Origin of the sequence: Limnohabitans planktonicus II-D5 (genome assembly GCF_001270065.2) — a bacterium.
In the GTDB taxonomy this organism is placed as follows: domain Bacteria; phylum Pseudomonadota; class Gammaproteobacteria; order Burkholderiales; family Burkholderiaceae_C; genus Limnohabitans_A; species Limnohabitans_A planktonicus.
In genome coordinates this window covers 35,630-53,341 of record NZ_LFYT02000012.1, presented here as the reverse complement: position 1 = coordinate 53,341, position 17,712 = coordinate 35,630, and the positions used below count along the sequence as shown (strand labels likewise).

At 61.0% G+C, this 17,712-nt stretch carries 15 protein-coding genes; 12 read left to right on the top strand and 3 right to left on the bottom strand.

Translation table 11 applies throughout. The features are described 5' to 3' along the window. The first annotated feature begins 77 nt into the window (after positions 1-77). From H663_RS31270 to H663_RS31245, 6 genes are all read left to right on the top strand, one after another. Positions 78-1,328, top strand: coding sequence for a thiolase family protein (locus tag H663_RS31270; RefSeq protein ID WP_053173947.1), 1,251 nt, complete (start codon positions 78-80; stop codon positions 1,326-1,328). 184 nt (positions 1,329-1,512) lie between these two features. After that, positions 1,513-2,277, top strand: coding sequence for an SDR family NAD(P)-dependent oxidoreductase (locus H663_RS31265; protein WP_053173945.1), 765 nt, complete (start codon positions 1,513-1,515; stop codon positions 2,275-2,277). A 116-nt stretch (positions 2,278-2,393) separates the two neighbouring features. After that, positions 2,394-2,810 (top strand): acyl-CoA thioesterase, encoded by a 417-nt coding sequence (locus H663_RS31260; protein WP_053173943.1) that lies wholly within the window; start codon positions 2,394-2,396, stop codon positions 2,808-2,810. 63 nt (positions 2,811-2,873) lie between these two features. Then, positions 2,874-3,875, top strand: coding sequence for a tripartite tricarboxylate transporter substrate-binding protein (locus H663_RS31255; RefSeq protein WP_053173942.1), 1,002 nt, complete (start codon positions 2,874-2,876; stop codon positions 3,873-3,875). Between the two features lie 78 nt (positions 3,876-3,953). Continuing rightward, a complete protein-coding gene (locus tag H663_RS31250) occupies positions 3,954-5,672 on the top strand; it encodes an acyl-CoA dehydrogenase family protein (protein WP_053173940.1) in 1,719 nt (572 codons plus the stop codon). After that, positions 5,669-6,253, top strand: coding sequence for a MarR family winged helix-turn-helix transcriptional regulator (locus H663_RS31245; RefSeq protein ID WP_083451353.1), 585 nt, complete (start codon positions 5,669-5,671; stop codon positions 6,251-6,253). The genes H663_RS31250 and H663_RS31245 overlap by 4 nt, the downstream gene beginning before the upstream one ends. A 3-nt stretch (positions 6,254-6,256) precedes the next feature. Here H663_RS31245 and H663_RS31240 read toward each other — a convergent pair whose 3' ends face one another. Further along, complete coding sequence (locus H663_RS31240) at positions 6,257-6,910, bottom strand: YiaD family glycine zipper/OmpA-like lipoprotein (protein ID WP_053173938.1); 654 nt, start codon at positions 6,908-6,910, stop codon at positions 6,257-6,259. A 174-nt stretch (positions 6,911-7,084) separates the two neighbouring features. Here H663_RS31240 and H663_RS31235 point away from each other — a divergent pair, with 174 nt between their 5' ends. The 6 genes from H663_RS31235 to H663_RS31210 all read left to right on the top strand — a co-directional run bounded on the left by H663_RS31235 (position 7,085) and on the right by H663_RS31210 (position 14,570). Beyond that, on the top strand, positions 7,085-8,257 hold the full coding sequence (locus H663_RS31235) for a fumarylacetoacetate hydrolase family protein (RefSeq protein WP_053173936.1): 1,173 nt from the start codon (positions 7,085-7,087) through the stop codon (positions 8,255-8,257). Positions 8,258-8,520: 263 nt separating this feature from the next. After that, a complete protein-coding gene (locus tag H663_RS31230; protein WP_053173934.1) occupies positions 8,521-8,871 on the top strand; it encodes an FKBP-type peptidyl-prolyl cis-trans isomerase in 351 nt (116 codons plus the stop codon). A 148-nt stretch (positions 8,872-9,019) separates the two neighbouring features. Then, entirely contained in the window at positions 9,020-9,568 is a 549-nt protein-coding gene (grpE, locus tag H663_RS31225; protein ID WP_083451238.1) for a nucleotide exchange factor GrpE, read from the top strand. A 123-nt stretch (positions 9,569-9,691) separates the two neighbouring features. After that, positions 9,692-11,611, top strand: coding sequence for a molecular chaperone DnaK (gene dnaK, locus H663_RS31220; RefSeq protein ID WP_053176722.1), 1,920 nt, complete (start codon positions 9,692-9,694; stop codon positions 11,609-11,611). A 100-nt stretch (positions 11,612-11,711) separates the two neighbouring features. Next, a complete protein-coding gene (gene dnaJ, locus H663_RS31215; RefSeq protein ID WP_053173932.1) occupies positions 11,712-12,854 on the top strand; it encodes a molecular chaperone DnaJ in 1,143 nt (380 codons plus the stop codon). A gap of 351 nt (positions 12,855-13,205) precedes the next feature. Beyond that, the gene (locus tag H663_RS31210) at positions 13,206-14,570 is read left to right on the top strand and encodes an MBL fold metallo-hydrolase RNA specificity domain-containing protein (protein WP_053176720.1); all 1,365 of its coding nucleotides are present in this window, start codon (positions 13,206-13,208) and stop codon (positions 14,568-14,570) included. Positions 14,571-14,921: 351 nt separating this feature from the next. On the opposite strand, the gene H663_RS31205 is transcribed toward H663_RS31210, so the two are convergent. Together H663_RS31205 and H663_RS31200 are read right to left on the bottom strand one after the other, a co-directional pair. Further along, positions 14,922-15,386: a cyanophycin metabolism-associated DUF1854 family protein gene (locus H663_RS31205; RefSeq protein WP_053173930.1), complete on the bottom strand. Its 465-nt coding sequence runs from the start codon at positions 15,384-15,386 to the stop codon at positions 14,922-14,924. Then, entirely contained in the window at positions 15,383-17,689 is a 2,307-nt protein-coding gene (locus H663_RS31200; protein WP_083451237.1) for a cyanophycin metabolism-associated ABC transporter, read from the bottom strand. Before H663_RS31200 ends, H663_RS31205 begins: the two co-directional genes overlap by 4 nt. Positions 17,690-17,712 lie beyond the last annotated feature (23 nt).

The window sequence follows — 17,712 nt, the reverse complement described above, 5'->3', positions numbered from 1 at the left end:
GGAGCTTGCCCTGCAAGCGATAGCCCTCCAGCATCGCTTGCAGGGCAAGTTCCTACCAAAAACAGAAAGAAGAAAAAATGGCTTCCAAAGGATTTTTCAACGCGTTTGCAGATGTGTGGATGCACGACGGCGTGCGCACGCCCATGGTCGATTACTGCGGATCACTCGGCCACATCTCGCCCACCGACCTGGGTATCAAGGCCGCTCGTGAAGCACTCAAGCGCGCAGGCATAGCGGCCAGCGAGATCGGCTCGGTCATCACCGGCAACATGGCCCCCGGCGACTTTGACCAGTTTGTACTGCCGCGCCACATCGGCCTGTACGCCGGTGTGCCGCAAGAGGTGCCCGCCATCATGGTGCAACGCATTTGCGGCACCGGCTTTGAGTTGTTTCGCCAGGCCGGCGAGCAGATCGAAGCGGGTGTGTGCGAGGCCGCGCTGGTGGTTGGCACCGAGAGCATGACGCGCAACCCGATTGCCGCCTTTGACCACCGCACCGGCTTCAAGCTCGGCGCGCCCGTGGGCTTCAAGGACTTCATGTGGGAAGCCCTGAAAGACCCGGCTGCAGGCATCAACATGATCCAGACGGCCGAGAACCTGGCCAAAAAATACAGCATCACCCGCGAAGAGGTGGACCAGTTCGCGTCCGACTCCTTTGCCAAAGCGGTGGCCGCGCAAGCAGAAGGTTTTCATGCGGGCGAGATCGTGCCGGTGGTTACCGAAAAGTTCGAGCTGGAAGGCTACGTTTCCCGGGGCATCAAGCTGCAAGGCAAAGTGACCGAGGTCAGCACCGACACGCACCCGCGCATCTCGCCAGCCGAGGTGCTGGGCAAACTCAGGCCCGTGTACGAAGGCGGCGTGCAGACCGGTGGCAACAGCTCTGCCCTGGTCGATGCGGCGGCTGCCTGCGTGGTCACGTCTGGCACCTATGCGAAAGCCCAAGGCAAAAAACCGATGGCCCGTGTGGTGGCCGCTGCGGCCGTGGGCGTACCGCCCGAGATCATGGGCATCGGCCCTGCCCCGGCCATTCGTTTGCTGCTCGAGCGCACGGGACTGAAGCTGTCGGACATTGGCCGCTTCGAAATCAACGAAGCGCAAGGCGCGCAAACCCTGGCCGTAGCCAAAGAGTTGGGACTCGATCTGTCCAAGCTCAACGTCAACGGCGGCGCGATCGCGCTCGGTCACCCCCTGGCCGCCACAGGCGTGCGCCTGACCATCACGCTGGCGCGTGAGTTGCAACGCAGCGGTTTGCGCTACGGCATCTCCAGCGCCTGTGTCGGTGGTGGGCAAGGCATTGCGCTGTTGATCGAAAACCCTGAAAGCGCATGAACTGATTTTGTAGGTCGGTGGCTTTAGCCCCGACATGTTTGCGGTCTGCGGGCATTTGTCGGGGCTGAAGCCACCGACCTACATCAATACAAATTCCAAGAACCCGAAGGTCGGCGGCTTCAGCCCCGTCATGCACCCGAAACGTCGGACCTGAAGGGCCGACCTACAACAGAAAGGTCTCAACATGAACATTCAAGGACAAGCAGCATTGGTCACCGGCGGTGGCTCTGGTTTGGGTGAGGCCACGGCCCGCGAACTGGCCCGCCTGGGTGCCAAGGTCACGGTGCTCGACCTCAACATGACCAACGCCGAGCGCGTGGCCGCAGAGATTGGCGGTGTTGCGGTGCACTGCAATGTGAGCGATGCAGACAGCATGACGCAAGCCATCCAGACAGCCGCCGCAGCCCACGGCCCCGCCCGCATCTTGATGCAGATCGCAGGCATCGGCACCGCCAAGCGCGTGGTCGGCAAAGACGGCAAAGCCGCGCCGCTGGACGAGTTTGCCAAAGTGATCAACGTCAACCTGATCGGCACCTACAACGCGGCGCGCCTGTTTGCCGAGGCCTGCGCCCAACTCGACCCCATGGAGGACGGTGCGCGTGGCGTGATGGTCTTCACCGCCTCTGTTGCCGCCTTTGACGGCCAAGTGGGCCAGCAGGCCTACAGCGCCTCCAAAGCCGGTGTGGTGGGCATGACGCTGCCCATGGCCCGCGACTTGGCGCAACACGGCATCCGCGTGTGCACCATCGCACCCGGCCTGTTCAAGACACCGCTCTTGGCCAGCTTGCCCGAGCCTATTCAGCAATCGCTGGCCGCCAGCATCCCCTTCCCAGCGCGCCTGGGCAAGCCCAGCGAATTTGCCGAACTGGCCTGCCACATCGTGCACAACGACCACCTGAACGGCGAAGTCATTCGCCTCGATGGCGCATTGCGCATGGCACCCCGCTGACGCCCGTTGAGCGTTGAGCGTGAAAAACCGCGCAACGCTGAACGCTCAACGCCAAACGCCAAACGCCAAACGCCAAACGCCAAACGCTCAACGCCAAACGCTTAACGAAATATCCCATGAAAACCGTCATCTACGAAGTGCAAGTGATGTTCGGTGACTGCGACCCCGCAGGCATCGTGTTCTTCCCCAATTTCTCCAAATGGATGGACGCGTCATCGCTGAACTTCTTCATGAAGTGCGGCATCCCGCCTTGGCGCGAACTGGTCAAGACGCGCGGCATCATCGGCACGCCGCTGTTGGAGATCAACACCAAGTTCATACGCCCGGCCACCTATGGAGAAAGCATTCAAGTGCACACCAGCGTGCAGGAGTGGCGCGAGAAAGTGTTTGTACACAAACACGTTGTGATGCGTGGAGATATGGTGCTATGCGAGGGCACCGAAGTGCGCGCCTTTTGTATCAAACACCCCGAAGACCCCGACCGGATCAAAGCCATTGCGGTGCCCGATGACATCCGCACTTTGTGCAGCTGATTTGTGTGATTTCCTGTTTTCCCCTAACCTGAGTTTTCCAACCACCCCTCCGAGGAGACAAGCATGAGCAACCGTCGAGAATTCATTCAATCCACCATCGGTGCCGCCATTTTGGGCAGCACCGCGTTCCAGCAAGCCTGGGCGCAAAGTGGCCTGCCGATTGAGCAAGTCAAAGTGCTCTACGGCTTCCCGCCCGGCAGCTCGGGCGACATCTGCGCCCGCCGTGTGGCCGAGAAGTTTGGCGGCACGCCCTACAGCAAGAACGCCGGCATCATTGACAGCAAGCCTGGTGCAGGCGGTCAAATTGCCCTGAACCTGCTGAAAGGTGCTCCAGCCGACGGCTCGGTGCTGGCCATGACGCCGTTCTCGGCCATCTCGCTTTATCCCCACATTTTCAAAAACCTGCAGTACAAGCCCTTTGAAGACTTCACACCCGTGGGCACCGCCTCCATGATCCATCACGGTTTTGCCGTTGGCCCCATGGTGCCGGCCAGCGTCAAGAACGTGAAAGACTTCATCGTCTGGGCCAAGGCCAACCCCGCGCAAGCGAGCTACGGCTCACCTGCTGCAGGCTCCACGCCCCACTTCATTGGCGCTTTGCTCGGTCTGAACCAGAACTTCGAGTTCAAGCATGTGCCCTACCGTGGCTCAGTGCCCGGCGTGACCGATGTGGTCGGCGGCCAGATCGCTTGCATGTTCACCCCGCATGGCGATTTCATTGCCAACCACAAAGCCGGCAAGATGCGCATCTTGGCCACCTCGGGCAAAGCCCGTTCGCCTTTTGTGCCCGATGTGGCCACTTTTGCCGAGCAAGGCTTCCCCGAGTTGACTGTGGAAGAGTGGTTTGGCTTTTACGCCCCCGCCAAAACCCCAGCCAACGTGGTGCAAGCAGCCAATGCGGCGATCAACGCTGCGCTCAAAGACAAAGGCGTGCAAGACGCCTTGACCGTGGTCGGCCTGATTCCATTTGGTGGCACGGCCGCTGACCAGCTCAAGAGCTCGCAAGTAGAACTCGAGCGCTGGGGGCCCCTGATCAAGCGCATTGGCTTCAGCGTCGATTCCTGATTCGGCTGACCAACATCGTTTTGTCCGGCGCTGCTCGACGGTAGCGCCGGATTTTTTTCCCTTGAGCCCAAGAAACCCATGAACGTCTACCAGCCCCGCACCGAGGACATGCAGTTTGTGTTGTCCCGCGTTTTGAACGCACCCGCCCAGTTGCAAGCCCTTCCCGCCTTTGCCGAGGTGGACTCGGACTTGATGCAGCAGGTGCTGGGTGAAGCGGGCAAGTTCGTGGGCGAAGTCATCGCCCCGCTCAACCGCGACGGCGACGAAATCGGTGCCCAATGGAAAGACGGCGCAGTTACCATGCCGCCGGGCTTCAAGGCCGCTTACCAAGCGTTTTGGCAAGCAGGCTGGCCCGCCTTGGCCGCCAGCGCCGAAGACGGCGGTCAGGGCCTGCCCAGCGTGCTCGAAGCCATGCTCTACGAAATGCTGTCGGCCGCCAACCACGGCTGGACCATGGCCCCCGGCCTGCTGCATGGCGCATACGAATGCATCAAGCACCACGCCAGCGACGAACTGAAAGCGCAATATTTAGAGAAAGTGGCCACCGGCGAATGGCTGGCCACCATGTGCCTGACCGAGCCGCACGCAGGCTCTGACCTGGGCCTGGCGGCTACCCGCGCCGTGCCCCTGCCCGATGGAAAGTACGCCGTGAGCGGCACCAAAATTTTCATCTCGGGTGGCGAGCACGACCTCACCGACAACATCGTGCACTTGGTGCTGGCCCGCTTGCCCGACGCGCCGCCCGGCCCCAAAGGCCTGTCGCTGTTCCTGGTCCCCAAGTTCTACCCGGACGGCTCACGCAGCCGCGTGCACTGCGACCGCATCGAAGAAAAAATGGGCCTGCACGGCAGTCCCACCTGCGTGATGCGCTTTGACGAAGCCGTGTGCGCGATCGTGGGCGAGCCCGGCAAGGGCCTGAACGCGATGTTCGTGATGATGAACGCCGCGCGATTGCATGTGGCCTTGCAAGGCATTGGCCTGTTGGACGCTGCCTGGCAAAAAGCCGATGCCTATGCGCAAGAGCGCCGCCAAATGCGTGCGCCGGGCAAAGGCAAGTCAGCGGGTGAAGCTGACCTGATTGGCGAGCACCCCGCCATGCGACGAATTCTGGACACGCAGCGTGCCTGGGTCGATTCCGGTCGTGTGCTGGCCTACCGCACCGCGCTCGAACTCGACCTGATCAAGCACAGCCAGGACGCCGCCACGCAAGCCGCCGCCCAGCGCTGGTGCGCCCTCGTCACGCCGGTCATGAAATCGGTCTTCACGCACCAGGCCTTTCATGGCGGCAGCGACTGCCTGCAGGTGTTTGGCGGCCACGGCTATGTGCGCGAATGGGGCATCGAGCAGATCGTGCGCGACGCCCGTGTGGCCATGATTTACGAAGGCACCAACGAGATCCAAGCCATTGACCTCTTGGTGCGCAAAGTGCTGGCCGATGGCGGCACGAGCATGAACACCCTGCTGGACACGATCGCAGCCGACTTGCCAAAAGGTGCCAAAGCCAGTACCGCCGCGCAGGCACGCATCCAGACCCTGCGTGCCGTGACCGCGCAAATCGTCAAGGCTGCTGCACAAGACGCCGCCTTGCCCTATCGGGTGGCCGACGATTATTTGCGTGCTGTGGCGCTGGTGCTCATGGATTGGGCTTGGCTGCGCATCGAATCAGGTGTGGACGCCGACACGCCCAACGCCCAGGCTCGTTGGCTGGCACCGGCCAAAGCCTTGCGCAGCTGGGTGCTGCCCGAATTCCAGATGCGCACTTTCATCATCGTGCAGCAATGCATGGCCGCAGCATGAACGACCCCATGCCCGGCATCACACGCCCAAGCCAAACGGCCAGCAAAACAGCCCCCAAAACCCTGGCGACTGCGGCCCTCAAAACCCCACTCCCCGCCTCATCCAAAGGGCTGCGCCACAGCGCCAAAGTGATCAAACCTGCTGCGGCTTGCGTTGAGCAAGTGGACACGCGCTACCTGCAAAGCCTCATGGGCTACAACGCCCGGCGTGCGGCGCTGAGCATCATCGAATTGTTTTTGGAGCGGCTTGCGCCCTATGGCCTCAAGCCGGTGGACTTTTCGGTGATGTCCACCATTGGCCACAACCCCGGCGTGACCTCGCGCCAGCTGTGCGCGGCCTTGAATTTGTTGCCCCCCAACTTGGTGGGTTTGATCCAGTCACTGGAGGCTCGGGGCTTGATCGAGCGCAAGCCCCACCCGCACGACGGTCGCGCAGTGGGCCTGCACGCCACTGCCAAGGGCCAAGCCCTGATGGTGCAAGCCGAACAAACGGCAACCGAGCTCGAAACCGAAAAAACCGCCAAGCTCACGCCAGCAGAGCGCAAAACGCTGCTGTCACTGTTGCAAAAAATTTACCTCTGAGCTTCACCTGCCAGCAGCGCGTTCGGCCAAAAAGATGTCGATCCGACGGTTGCGGGCGCGTCCTGATTCGCTGGCATTGTCGGCAATGGGTTCACGGGAACCTCGGCCATCAATCGCCATGCGGCTCGCACTGACGCCGCGTGACACCAGATAATCGCGCGCACTTTGCGCCCGGTTGACCGACAAGGGGTTGTTGATCGCGTCGCTGCCTGTGTTGTCGGTGTGGCCCACGATTTTGACCTCCATGGACACTTGCTGGCTCAAACCCTGGGCAAATTGGTCCAGGATCGGGCGCAAATTCGGCTTGATGTCATAGCGCCCCGTGTCAAACGAAATGTCGTTCGGAATGCTCAGCTTGAGCTGGTTATCAGCAGTTTGCGTGACCACCGTGCCAGTGCCCGCTGTGGCCACTTCCATGGCGCGTTTTTTGTCTTCCATGTTCTTGGACCAGACATACCCGCCCAAAGCACCCAGACCTGCACCAATTGCAGACGATCGCGAATCGCGCCCGAGGATTTGCCCAGCGACCGCCCCAATCACAGCGCCTGTGCCTGCTCCTTTTTGCTCGGGGGTGGCGGTGGCGCAGCCTGTCAATAAAACGGCGACGGCACAAGCGGCTGTGCCCACGGCGGTCAACACGGAATTTTTCGGGGTCATGAACTGTTTACTCCTTTGGTATGAACCGACTGAATTTAGCCCAAGCAAGCAAGAATTCAGTTTTGCAGCGCACAAAGCTTGCAAGCAATCGTTTCAAGCCAATCCGCCCAGGTGACAGCCTGGCATGACCCCGGCTGTCAAAATTGCATTTTTCTTTGCCCGAAAGGACGAAACATGCTGCCTAACACCTTGCCCACAGACATGCATCAAGCCTTGTTGATCGGGCGTTTATGGGTGCCCAGTCTGGGGCCTGTGCTGGTGGCAATTGCGCAAGACGCTGTGTTCGACCTGTCTGAATTGGCGGCCACTTGCAGCGGTTTGCTGGAACTGCCCCAAGCGGCCGAACGCGTGCGTGAATGCATGCGCACCGGGCAGGCACCTCGCCTGGCCAGCACAGCCGATGCACTGGCCAACAGCGATGAAAACAAACGCCAGGCCGACCAGCCCTGGTTCATGGCCCCTTGCGACTTGCAGGCCGTCAAGGCGGCAGGCGTGACTTTTGTGGCCAGCATGCTTGAGCGCGTGATCGAAGAGCAGGCACGGGGTGACGCCAGCCGGGCAGAAGCGGTGCGTCAGGCGGTGGTGGCGGTGATTGGCGACAACCTGCGCAGCGTCAAGCCCGGCTCGCCCGAATCGGCCAAGCTCAAAGAAGTCTTGTTGGCGCAAGGCATGTGGTCGCAATACCTGGAAGTGGGCATTGGCCCTGACGCCGAAATTTTCACCAAATCGCAGGCCATGAGCGCGGTGGGCACCGGTGCCCAAGTCGGCATTCACCCGGGCAGCCAGTGGAACAACCCCGAGCCTGAAATCGTACTGGCCGTCAATTCACGCGGTGAAGTGGTCGGTGCCGCCCTGGGCAACGACGTCAACCTGCGCGACTTTGAAGGCCGCAGCGCCCTGCTGCTGGGCAAGGCCAAAGACAACAACGCCAGCTGCGCCATCGGCCCTTTCATCCGCCTGTTTGACGAGCACTTTGGCATCGACGATGTGCGCCAAAGCGACCTGAGCCTGAAAGTGCAAGGCCCCGAAGGCTTTGTGATGCAAGGCAGCAGCTCGCTCAGCCAGATCAGCCGCGATCCGCTGGATCTGGTGGGGCAAGCCATGGGCCAGTACCACCAATACCCGGACGGCATGATGCTGTTTCTGGGCACCATGTTCGCCCCCACGCAAGACCGTCATGGCCCTGGTCAAGGCTTCACCCATGTGGTGGGCGACGTGGTGAGCGTGTCCACCCCCCAGCTGGGCACCTTGGTCAACCAGGTCACCACCAGCGACCAGGCCAAGCCCTGGGTATACGGTGTGGGCGCCCTGATGCGCGACCTGGCCAAACGCCAGCTGCCAGCTTGACAAGCCGCATGTCGGGGTCTTCGACCGCCGACCTACAAATTCTGATCCCGTAGGTCGGCACTCGAAGAGTCCGACATGACAGCCTCCGCATGTCGGGGTCTTCGACCGCCGACCTACAAATTCTGATCCCGTAGGTCGGCACTCGCAGAGTCCGACATGACAGCGTCCGGATGAGTGAACAAGTAGGGGCTGGCATAATTTTGGCTTTTCGACCGCACGCAAGCGCCTGCGTTGGCGCCAGCGCATTCACAGAAAGCTTACCCATGAACACCACCCCCTCCGGCCTGCAATTCGAAGACACCGTTGTTGGCGAAGGCGCCGAAGCCACCAAAGGCCAGGACGTCACCGTGCATTACACCGGCTGGCTCTACAAAGACGGCCAACAAGGCGCCAAGTTCGATTCGAGCCGTGACCGCCGTGATCCCTTTGTGTTCCCGCTGGGCGCTGGCATGGTCATCAAGGGCTGGGACGAAGGTGTGGCCGGCATGAAGGTGGGCGGTCAGCGCACCTTGATCATCCCGTCCGAGTTGGGCTACGGTGCCCGTGGCGCTGGTGGCGTGATTCCGCCCAATGCCACCCTGAAATTTGACGTGGAATTGCTGGCTCTGAACTGATCGAGCACTCAGTCTGCCACCCTGCCCGCCGCCAGGCGGGCTTTTTTCTGGTGGCCTGAAACCACGTCATTCGCCTGAGCACCCCCTCTTGAAGTCTGTTCATTCGCCCTTAGTTGATAGGGGTATTCATTTTTTGCGGACATTGTTCATGTCAGAAGCCAATCAAAACCCCGAAAACAAACCCCTGAGCGACGAAGAGCTCGCGGCCGCTGCGGCCATGGCCCCTACCGACCCACTGGCTGATGCCCAAGCGGAACTGGCCAACCTCAAGGCCCAAAACGCCGATTTGGCCGACCAGTACCTGCGCGCCCAGGCCGATGTGCAAAACGCCCGCCGCCGCGCGGACGAAGACATCAGCAAGGCCCGCAAGTTCGCCGTCGAAGGCTTTGCAGACAGCTTGCTGCCCGTGCTCGACAGCCTGGAAGCCGGGCTGGCCATCCCCAACGCCACGCTGGAACAAATCCGCGAAGGCTCCGAAGCCACCCTGCGCCAGCTCAAAAGCGCGCTGGAGCGCAACAAAGTGGTCGAAATCGCCCCGCCTGCGGGCACCAAGTTCGACCCGCACCACCACCAGGCCATCAGCGTGGTGCCAGCCGAGCAGGAAGCCAACACCGTGGTCACGGTGCTGCAAAAGGGCTACCTGATTGCCGAGCGCGTGCTGCGCCCGGCTCTTGTGACGGTCACCGCCCCCAAATAACGCGGCCTCAAATCGCGGCTTCAAAACCGCAAAAACCTTTTTTGGCGTGTGGGGACTTGAAAAGTTTCCGCCCTGCCCCACTTGCAGACCATCTGCACTTTCACTGAATTTTGGAGAATCATCATGGGAAGAATCATCGGTATTGACTTGGGCACCACCAACTCATGCGTGGCCATCATGGAAGGCAACACCACCAAAGTGATCGAGAACGCCGAAGGCGCTCGCACCACGCCTTCGATCATTGCCTACCAGGAAGACGGCGAAATCCTGGTCGGCGCATCGGCCAAACGCCAGGCGGTCACCAACCCCAAGAACACGCTGTACGCGGTCAAGCGCCTGATCGGCCGCAAGTTCGCCGAGAAAGAAGTCCAGAAAGACATCGACCTGATGCCTTACACCATCGCCAAAGCCGACAACGGCGACGCCTGGGTGGAAGTGCGCGGTCAGAAGCTGGCCCCGCCACAGATCAGCGCTGAAATCCTGCGCAAGATGAAGAAAACCGCCGAAGACTACCTCGGCGAAGAAGTGACCGAGGCCGTCATCACGGTGCCCGCCTACTTCAACGACGCACAGCGCCAAGCCACCAAAGACGCGGGCCGCATTGCCGGTCTGGACGTCAAGCGCATCATCAACGAACCGACCGCAGCCGCTTTGGCATTCGGTTTGGACAAGAACGAAAAGGGCGACCGCAAGATCGCCGTGTATGACCTGGGTGGCGGCACGTTTGACGTGTCCATCATCGAAATCGCCGACGTCGACGGCGAAAAGCAGTTCGAAGTACTGTCCACCAACGGTGACACCTTCCTGGGCGGTGAAGACTTCGACCAACGCATCATCGACTTCATCATTGCCGAGTTCAAGAAAGAATCCGGCGTCGACCTGACCAAGGACGTGCTGGCCCTGCAGCGCCTGAAAGAAGCCGCTGAAAAAGCCAAGATCGAGCTGTCCAGCTCGGCATCCACCGATGTCAACCTGCCCTACATCACGGCAGACGCCACAGGTCCCAAGCACCTGAACGTCAAGCTGACCCGCGCCAAGCTGGAGCAGCTGGTGGAAGAGCTGATCGAGCGCACCATTGCCCCTTGCCGCACCGCCATCAAGGACGCTGGCGTGTCGGTCTCCGACATCCATGACGTGATTTTGGTGGGCGGCATGAGCCGCATGCCCAAGGTGCAGGAAAAGGTCAAGGAATTCTTCGGCCAGGAACCCCGCAAGGACGTGAACCCTGACGAAGCCGTGGCCGTGGGCGCCGCCATCCAGGGCCAGGTGCTGTCGGGCGACCGCAAGGACGTGCTGCTGCTGGACGTGACACCTTTGTCTTTGGGCATCGAGACCATGGGTGGTGTCATGACCAAGATGATCACCAAGAACACCACGATCCCGACCAAGTTCGCACAGACCTTCTCGACTGCCGAAGACAACCAGCCCGCCGTGACCATCAAGGTGTTCCAGGGCGAGCGCGAAATCGCTTCGGGCAATAAGGCGCTGGGCGAGTTCAACCTCGAAGGCATTCCACCCGCAGCGCGTGGCACGCCCCAGATCGAAGTGTCGTTTGACATCGACGCCAACGGCATCTTGCACGTCGGCGCCAAGGACAAGGGCACCGGCAAGGAAAACAAGATCACCATCAAGGCCAACTCCGGTCTGTCAGAAGCCGAAATCCAGCAAATGGTGAAAGACGCCGAGCTGAACGCCGCCGAAGACAAGAAAAAACTCGAACTGGTGCAAGCCCGCAACTCGGGCGAAGCCGCTGTGCACAGCGTCAAGAAGAGCCTGACCGAGCACGGCGACAAGATCGAAGCAGCTGAAAAAGAAGCCATCGAAGCCGCAGCCAAAGCGCTGGAAGAAGCTTTGAAAGGCGAAGACAAAGACGCCATCGAAGCCAAGACCGAAGCCCTGATGACGGCCAGCCAAAAGCTGGGCGAGAAGGTCTATGCCGAGATGCAAGCGCAACAAGCTGCGGCCAGTGCCGGCGCTGAGCAAGCCAAGCCCCAGGACGACAACGTCGTGGACGCTGAAGTCAAGGAAGTCAAAAAGGGCTGACCCCCTGCCTTGCAGCCCAGCCTGCCATCCCGCCGCGCAAGCTGATTCAGCCCCCTGAATCGCCTTCGCGGCGTTCTTGTTCTAACGGTTTGATTCCCCCATGGCTAAACGAGATTTTTATGAAGTGCTGGGCGTTGCCAAAAACGCCTCGGACGAAGACATCAAAAAGGCTTATCGCAAGTTGGCGATGAAGTACCACCCTGACCGCAACCAGGGGGATGCCGCCAAAGATGCCGAAGCCAAATTCAAGGAGGTCAAAGAGGCCTACGAGATGCTGTCAGACGGCGAAAAACGTGCCGCCTATGACCAGTACGGTCACGCCGGTGTGGACCCCAATATGCGCGGTGGCCCCGGTGGGGCTCAAGGCTTTGGGGGCTTTGGCGATGCGTTTGGCGACATCTTTGGTGACATCTTTGGCGGTCAGGGTCGCGGTGGACGTGGCGGTGGTCGCCAGGTTTTCCGGGGTGCCGATCTGAGCTATGCCATGGAAATCACGCTCGAAGAGGCGGCCAACGGCAAAGACTCGCAGCTGCGCATTCCGAGCTGGGACGAGTGCGACACCTGTCACGGCACCGGCGCCAAACCCGGCACCAGCGCCAAAACCTGCTCGACCTGCCACGGCCAGGGCCAGGTGCAAATGCGCCAGGGCTTTTTCAGCGTGCAGCAAACCTGCCCGCACTGCCGCGGCACGGGCAAGATCATCCCCGACCCCTGTGGCACCTGCCAAGGTCAGGGCAAGGTCAAGAAACAAAAGACGCTGGAAGTCAAAATCCCGGTCGGCATCGACGACGGCATGCGCATTCGCAGCGCGGGCAATGGCGAGCCTGGCACCAACGGCGGGCCCCCGGGCGACCTGTTCATCGAGATTCGCCTGAAAAAGCACTCGATTTTTGAACGCGACGGTGACGACCTGCATTGCGCTGTACCCATCAGCTTCAGCAAAGCGGCGTTGGGCGGCGAAATCGAAGTGCCCACCCTGGGCGGCAAAGCAGCCATTGACATTCCGGAAGGCACACAAACCGGCAAGCAGTTCCGCATCCGCGGCAAAGGCATCAAGGGCGTGCGCGGCAGCTACCCCGGCGATTTGTATTGCCACATCACCGTGGAGACCCCGGTCAAGCTCACCGAGCACCAGAAAAAGTTGCTCAAGGAGTTTGAAGAGTCCTTGCAAAAAGGCGGCGGCAAACACCAGCCCAGTGGCGAGAGCTGGACCGACAAGCTCAAGGGCTTTTTCGGCGGTTAAACCCGCACAATGATGCCGTCGTAGCGGGCTGGTCGGTGGTCGCAGACCCCGACATTTGCTGGTTGAGCTGCGGAGCCTGCATGCGCGAATTCGGTCTGCGAGCCATATGTCGGACTCTTCGAGTGCCGACCTACAAGGCGGAAATTCGCAGGACGATGTTTACAGCTCGTAGGTCGGTGGTCGCAGACCCCGACATTTACTTGTTGAACTGCGGAGCCTGCATGGGCGAATTCGGTCTGCGAGCCATGTGCCGGACTCTTCGAGTGCCGACCTGCTTGACCACTGTGACCGATCCCAAGGCCGTTTGACTTGCGTCAAACGGCCTTGGGCTTTTGCGCCCACCATGGCAGGATGACTGCCACCATCACCTTTCTGGGCGGAGCTGACACCGTCACCGGCTCCAAATACCTGATCGAGCACAATCAAAAGCGGCTGCTGGTCGATTGCGGGCTGTTTCAGGGTTACAAACAACTGCGCTTGCGCAACTGGAGCCCCTTACCCGCCAACCCGGCGCACATCGATGCGGTGCTGCTGACCCATGCGCACCTGGACCACAGCGGCTACCTGCCCCTGCTGGTCAAAAACGGCTTTCGGGGCCGGGTACATGCCACCTCGGCGACTTGCGATCTGGCCAGCATCTTGCTGCCTGACAGTGGCCACATTCAGGAAGAGGATGCGTTCTTTGCCAACCGACACGGCTTTTCCAAACACGCCCCGGCCCTGCCGCTGTACACCCAGCAAGAAGCCATTGACAGCCTCAAGCAATTGCACGCGGAACATCAGGGGCAATGGTTCGAGCCCATACGTGGCTGGAAGGCCCGCTTTCAACCTGCCGGGCACATTCTGGGCGCGGCCAGTTTGCTGCTGGATGTGGCCGGTCGCCGCATCCTGTTTTCCGGCGATCTGGGACGACCCGATGACCCCTTGATGAACCCGCCCGAGCCGCCGCCGCAAGCCGACACGGTGTTGATCGAATCGACCTATGGCGATCGCCAGCACCCCAAGGAAAAGCTTTTTGAAGAACTCGGCCCCCTGCTGCACAAATTGGCTGCCCGGGGCGGCGTGGCCGTGGTGCCGGTGTTCGCGGTGGGTCGCGCACAAGCAGTGCTGCACACCATCGCCCAACTCAAGGCGGCCGGAGAAATTCCACGCAGTTTGCCGATTTTCCTGGACAGCCCGATGGCGATCCACACCACCGCCTTATTTGAGCGCCACCCTGGCGAACACCGCCTGAGCGTGCAGGAAGTGCGCCAGATGGACCATGTGGCCACCATGCTGGAGACGCCCGAGCAGTCCAAATCACTGGCCAAGCGACATGGCCCCATGGTGATTCTGGCGGCCAGCGGCATGGCCACCGGTGGGCGCGTGCTGCACCACTTGGCGCAATACGCAGGGGACCACCGCAACCTGATCATCCTGACGGGCTACCAGGCGCCCGGCACACGCGGTGCATGGCTGGCAAGCGGTCGCAGCCCCATCCGCATCCACGCGCAAGATGTGGCGGTGCGCGCCGAGGTGGTGCAAATCGAGTCGGCCTCGGCCCATGCCGACGCCAACCAACTGCTCAGCTGGCTGCACAAAATGCCCAGCGCCCCCGGGCAGGTGTATGTGGTGCACGGCGAACGCGAAGCGTCTGACATGCTGCGCCAGCGCATTGAACACGAGATCAAATGGCGCGCACTGGTGCCCGAGCATGGCTCGGTCTGGCCTTTGTGACATGACAAGACCTTGCCGTTCAAATCAGGTAGCCCAAGCGGGGCTTGGTGCGGCATCAACCGCCAAAGACTGGATTGCCGCGCTTCTCTCGCAATGACGGGAAAGTGGTTCACATGGACGGCGCGCAGGGCCCAGCCACCCTCATTTCATCCTCGCAAGAAGCCGCCTCCAGCCGCAAGGAGCGCAGCGACGTGGCGGGACGTGGCGCCCCCCCAAAAATCTGTCATCGCGATGAGCTTGCGACGCGGCGATCCAGAATGGGTGCTGAAGCAGACACTGGATTGCCACGCTTCGCTCGCAATGACGGATAGGTTACTGGATGACCACCATGGCTACCCATGACCAAAAGGTTTACAAAAAGCGGTCGAGCAGCTTGCGCGAGTGTTTGTCCATGGCTGCGAGGTCACGGATCATGTATTGCACGCCATCGGCGTCGTTGATCAGCAGCACCGTGCCCGTCAGGCGGCGAATGTCTTCTTCGCCCTTGAGCAGGAACTGGTTCACGCCCCGATCGGTGAGCACCGTCCAGGTGCTGGGCGTGGCAAAGCTGCTGACCCCTTCCAGACGCAGGATCTCAGGCAGGAATTCCCGTTCATTGAGTGCCTGCAAGACGGTGGTGCGCACGTCAACATCGAGCTTGGTCAGGTCTTCGATCCAGAGCAGTTCATGCCCTTCGGCATCCATCAGGGCAATACCCTGCTCGGGTGAGGTCACGGGGTAAGCCCGCAGCGCCGTCACCGGCGCGTGGCGTACCCCGTCAGCCATCACCAGGGTCCAACGGCCAAAGGCATCGCGTTGCAAATCAAACGGGGTCATGCGCTCACCTTTTGTGCTGTCACCGGGCTGTTGCCCCCCAAAACCGCTTCGGCCTCGGCCTGGCGCTGCTGCGCTTCGTACAGGCGCCAGTAAGCGCCCTGGGTTTCTATCAGCTCATCGTGCGAGCCTTCTTCGACCACCACACCCTTGTCCATCACCACCAAACGGTCGGCTTTGCGCAAGGTGGACAAGCGGTGCGCAATGGCAATGGTGGTGCGACCGCGCACCAGGTTGTCCAGGGCCCGCTGGATTTCTTTTTCGGTCTCGGTGTCCACTGCCGAGGTGGCCTCGTCCAGGATCAGGATGCGCGGATTGATCAGCAGGGCACGCGCAATCGAGATGCGCTGACGCTCCCCCCCCGACAGACCCTGCCCCCGCTCCCCCACCAGCGAGTCATACCCCTGCGGCATGCGCAAAATGAACTCATGGGCATGCGCGGCGCGGGCGGCGGCCACGATGTCTTCACGGGTTGCACCGGGTTTGCCGTAGGCGATGTTGTCGGCAATCGTGCCGAAGAACAGGAAAGGCTCTTGCAAGACCAGACCAATCTGGCTGCGGTAGTCGGCGATTTTGAGCTGACGGATGTCGGTGCCATCGAGCTCGATGACGCCTTCGGTCAAGTCGTAAAAGCGGCAGATCAAATTGACCAAGGTGCTTTTGCCCGAGCCGCTGTGCCCCACCAGTCCGATCATCTGACCAGGCTGGATGTCCAGATTGAGCTGGCGGATCACGGCGCGGTTGCCGTAGCGAAAACCGGCGTCGCGCACCGTGATGCGCCCTTGCACCTGTGGCAGGGGCAAAGGATTCACCGGCTCGGGCACGCTGGAGACGTGGTCCAGGATGTCAAAAATACGCTTGGCCCCCGATGCAGCCTTTTGCGTGTGCGAAACGATGCGGCTCATCGTGTCCAGACGGCCATAAAAGCGGCCGATGTAGGCCAGGAATGCGGTCAACACACCCACGGTGATTTGGTCATCCGACACCAGCCAGATGCCAAAGCCCCACACCACCAACAGACCCACTTCGGTCATCAGCGTGACGGTGGGCGAGAACAAGGCCCAGACGCGGTTGAGGCGGTCGTTGACCATCAGGTTGTGGCGGTTGGCGTCCTTGAAGCGGTTGGCTTCACGGTCTTCCTGGGCAAAGGCCTTGACCACGCGGATGCCGGGGATGGTGTCGGCCAGCACATTGGTCACTTCGGCCCAGACGCGGTCGATTTTTTCAAAGCCGGTGCGCAAGCGCTCGCGCACCACATGGATCAGCCAGCCAATGAAGGGCAGCGGCAGCAAGGTCACCAGGGCCAAGGTGGGGTTGATGGTGAACAAGATGACCGCCGTCATCAGGATCATCAGCACATCGGTGGCAAAGTCCAGCAGGTGCAAGGACAGGAACACGTTGATGCGGTCGGTCTCGTTGCCGATGCGGGCGATCAGGTCACCGGTGCGGCGGTCGCCAAAGTATTCCAGCGAGAGCTTGAGCAAATGCTCGTAGGTGGTGGTGCGCAAGTCTGCGCCAATGCGCTCGGACACCAGCGCCAGGATGTAGGTTTTGGCCCAGCCCAAGCCCCAGGCCAACAGCGCTGCACCCAGCAAACCCAGCAAATACAGGGACACCAGGCCCGGATCAATCGCCTTGCCATTCTGGTAAGGGATCAGGATGTCGTCCATCAGCGGCATGGTCAGGTAGGGCGGCACCAGGGTCGCAGCCGTGGCCGCCAAAGTCAGCACAAAACCCGCCAGCAGCGAGCCCTGGTAGGGCTTGGCAAAACGCCACAGCTTGAACAAGGTCCAGGTGGAAGGCGGCGTCAGGTCTTCGCGGCCGCATTGGGAACACTCATCCTCATCCTTGCGCATGGGACTTTGGCAAACCGGACAAACCGCGCCCGACAGCAGGGTTTGCAACGGCTGCCCCTGGGCCTCTGCGCCCAGACGTGCCATCTGGCTTTCAAATTGCGCGACCCAGCGCGCCACCACCGGTTGCAAGCCCAGGGTGAAGCGCCAAACGGCCAGACGGCCCGCAGAGGTGGACAACTCCAGCGTGCCGACACCCGCGTGATCGCTCAATTTCAGGCTCAAATCGGGCTGCAAAGCCCAGCTGCGCCAATTTTTTTCAGGGCCGTCAGGTGATAAAACCCGGCGATCAGTCAAAATAATGACATTTTTAGCGAACCTCAATTGCGCATCGAGGTCAACTTCCAACCAGGCTGACGCGTTTTCTTCAGGTTGAAGGTGCACTGAAACCTCGGTTTGCCAGGCGTCTGGAATCACCGGACGGGGCAAAACAGAGGAAGATGTTGAGATCATGAAGATTGAACCGCAAATAGCCG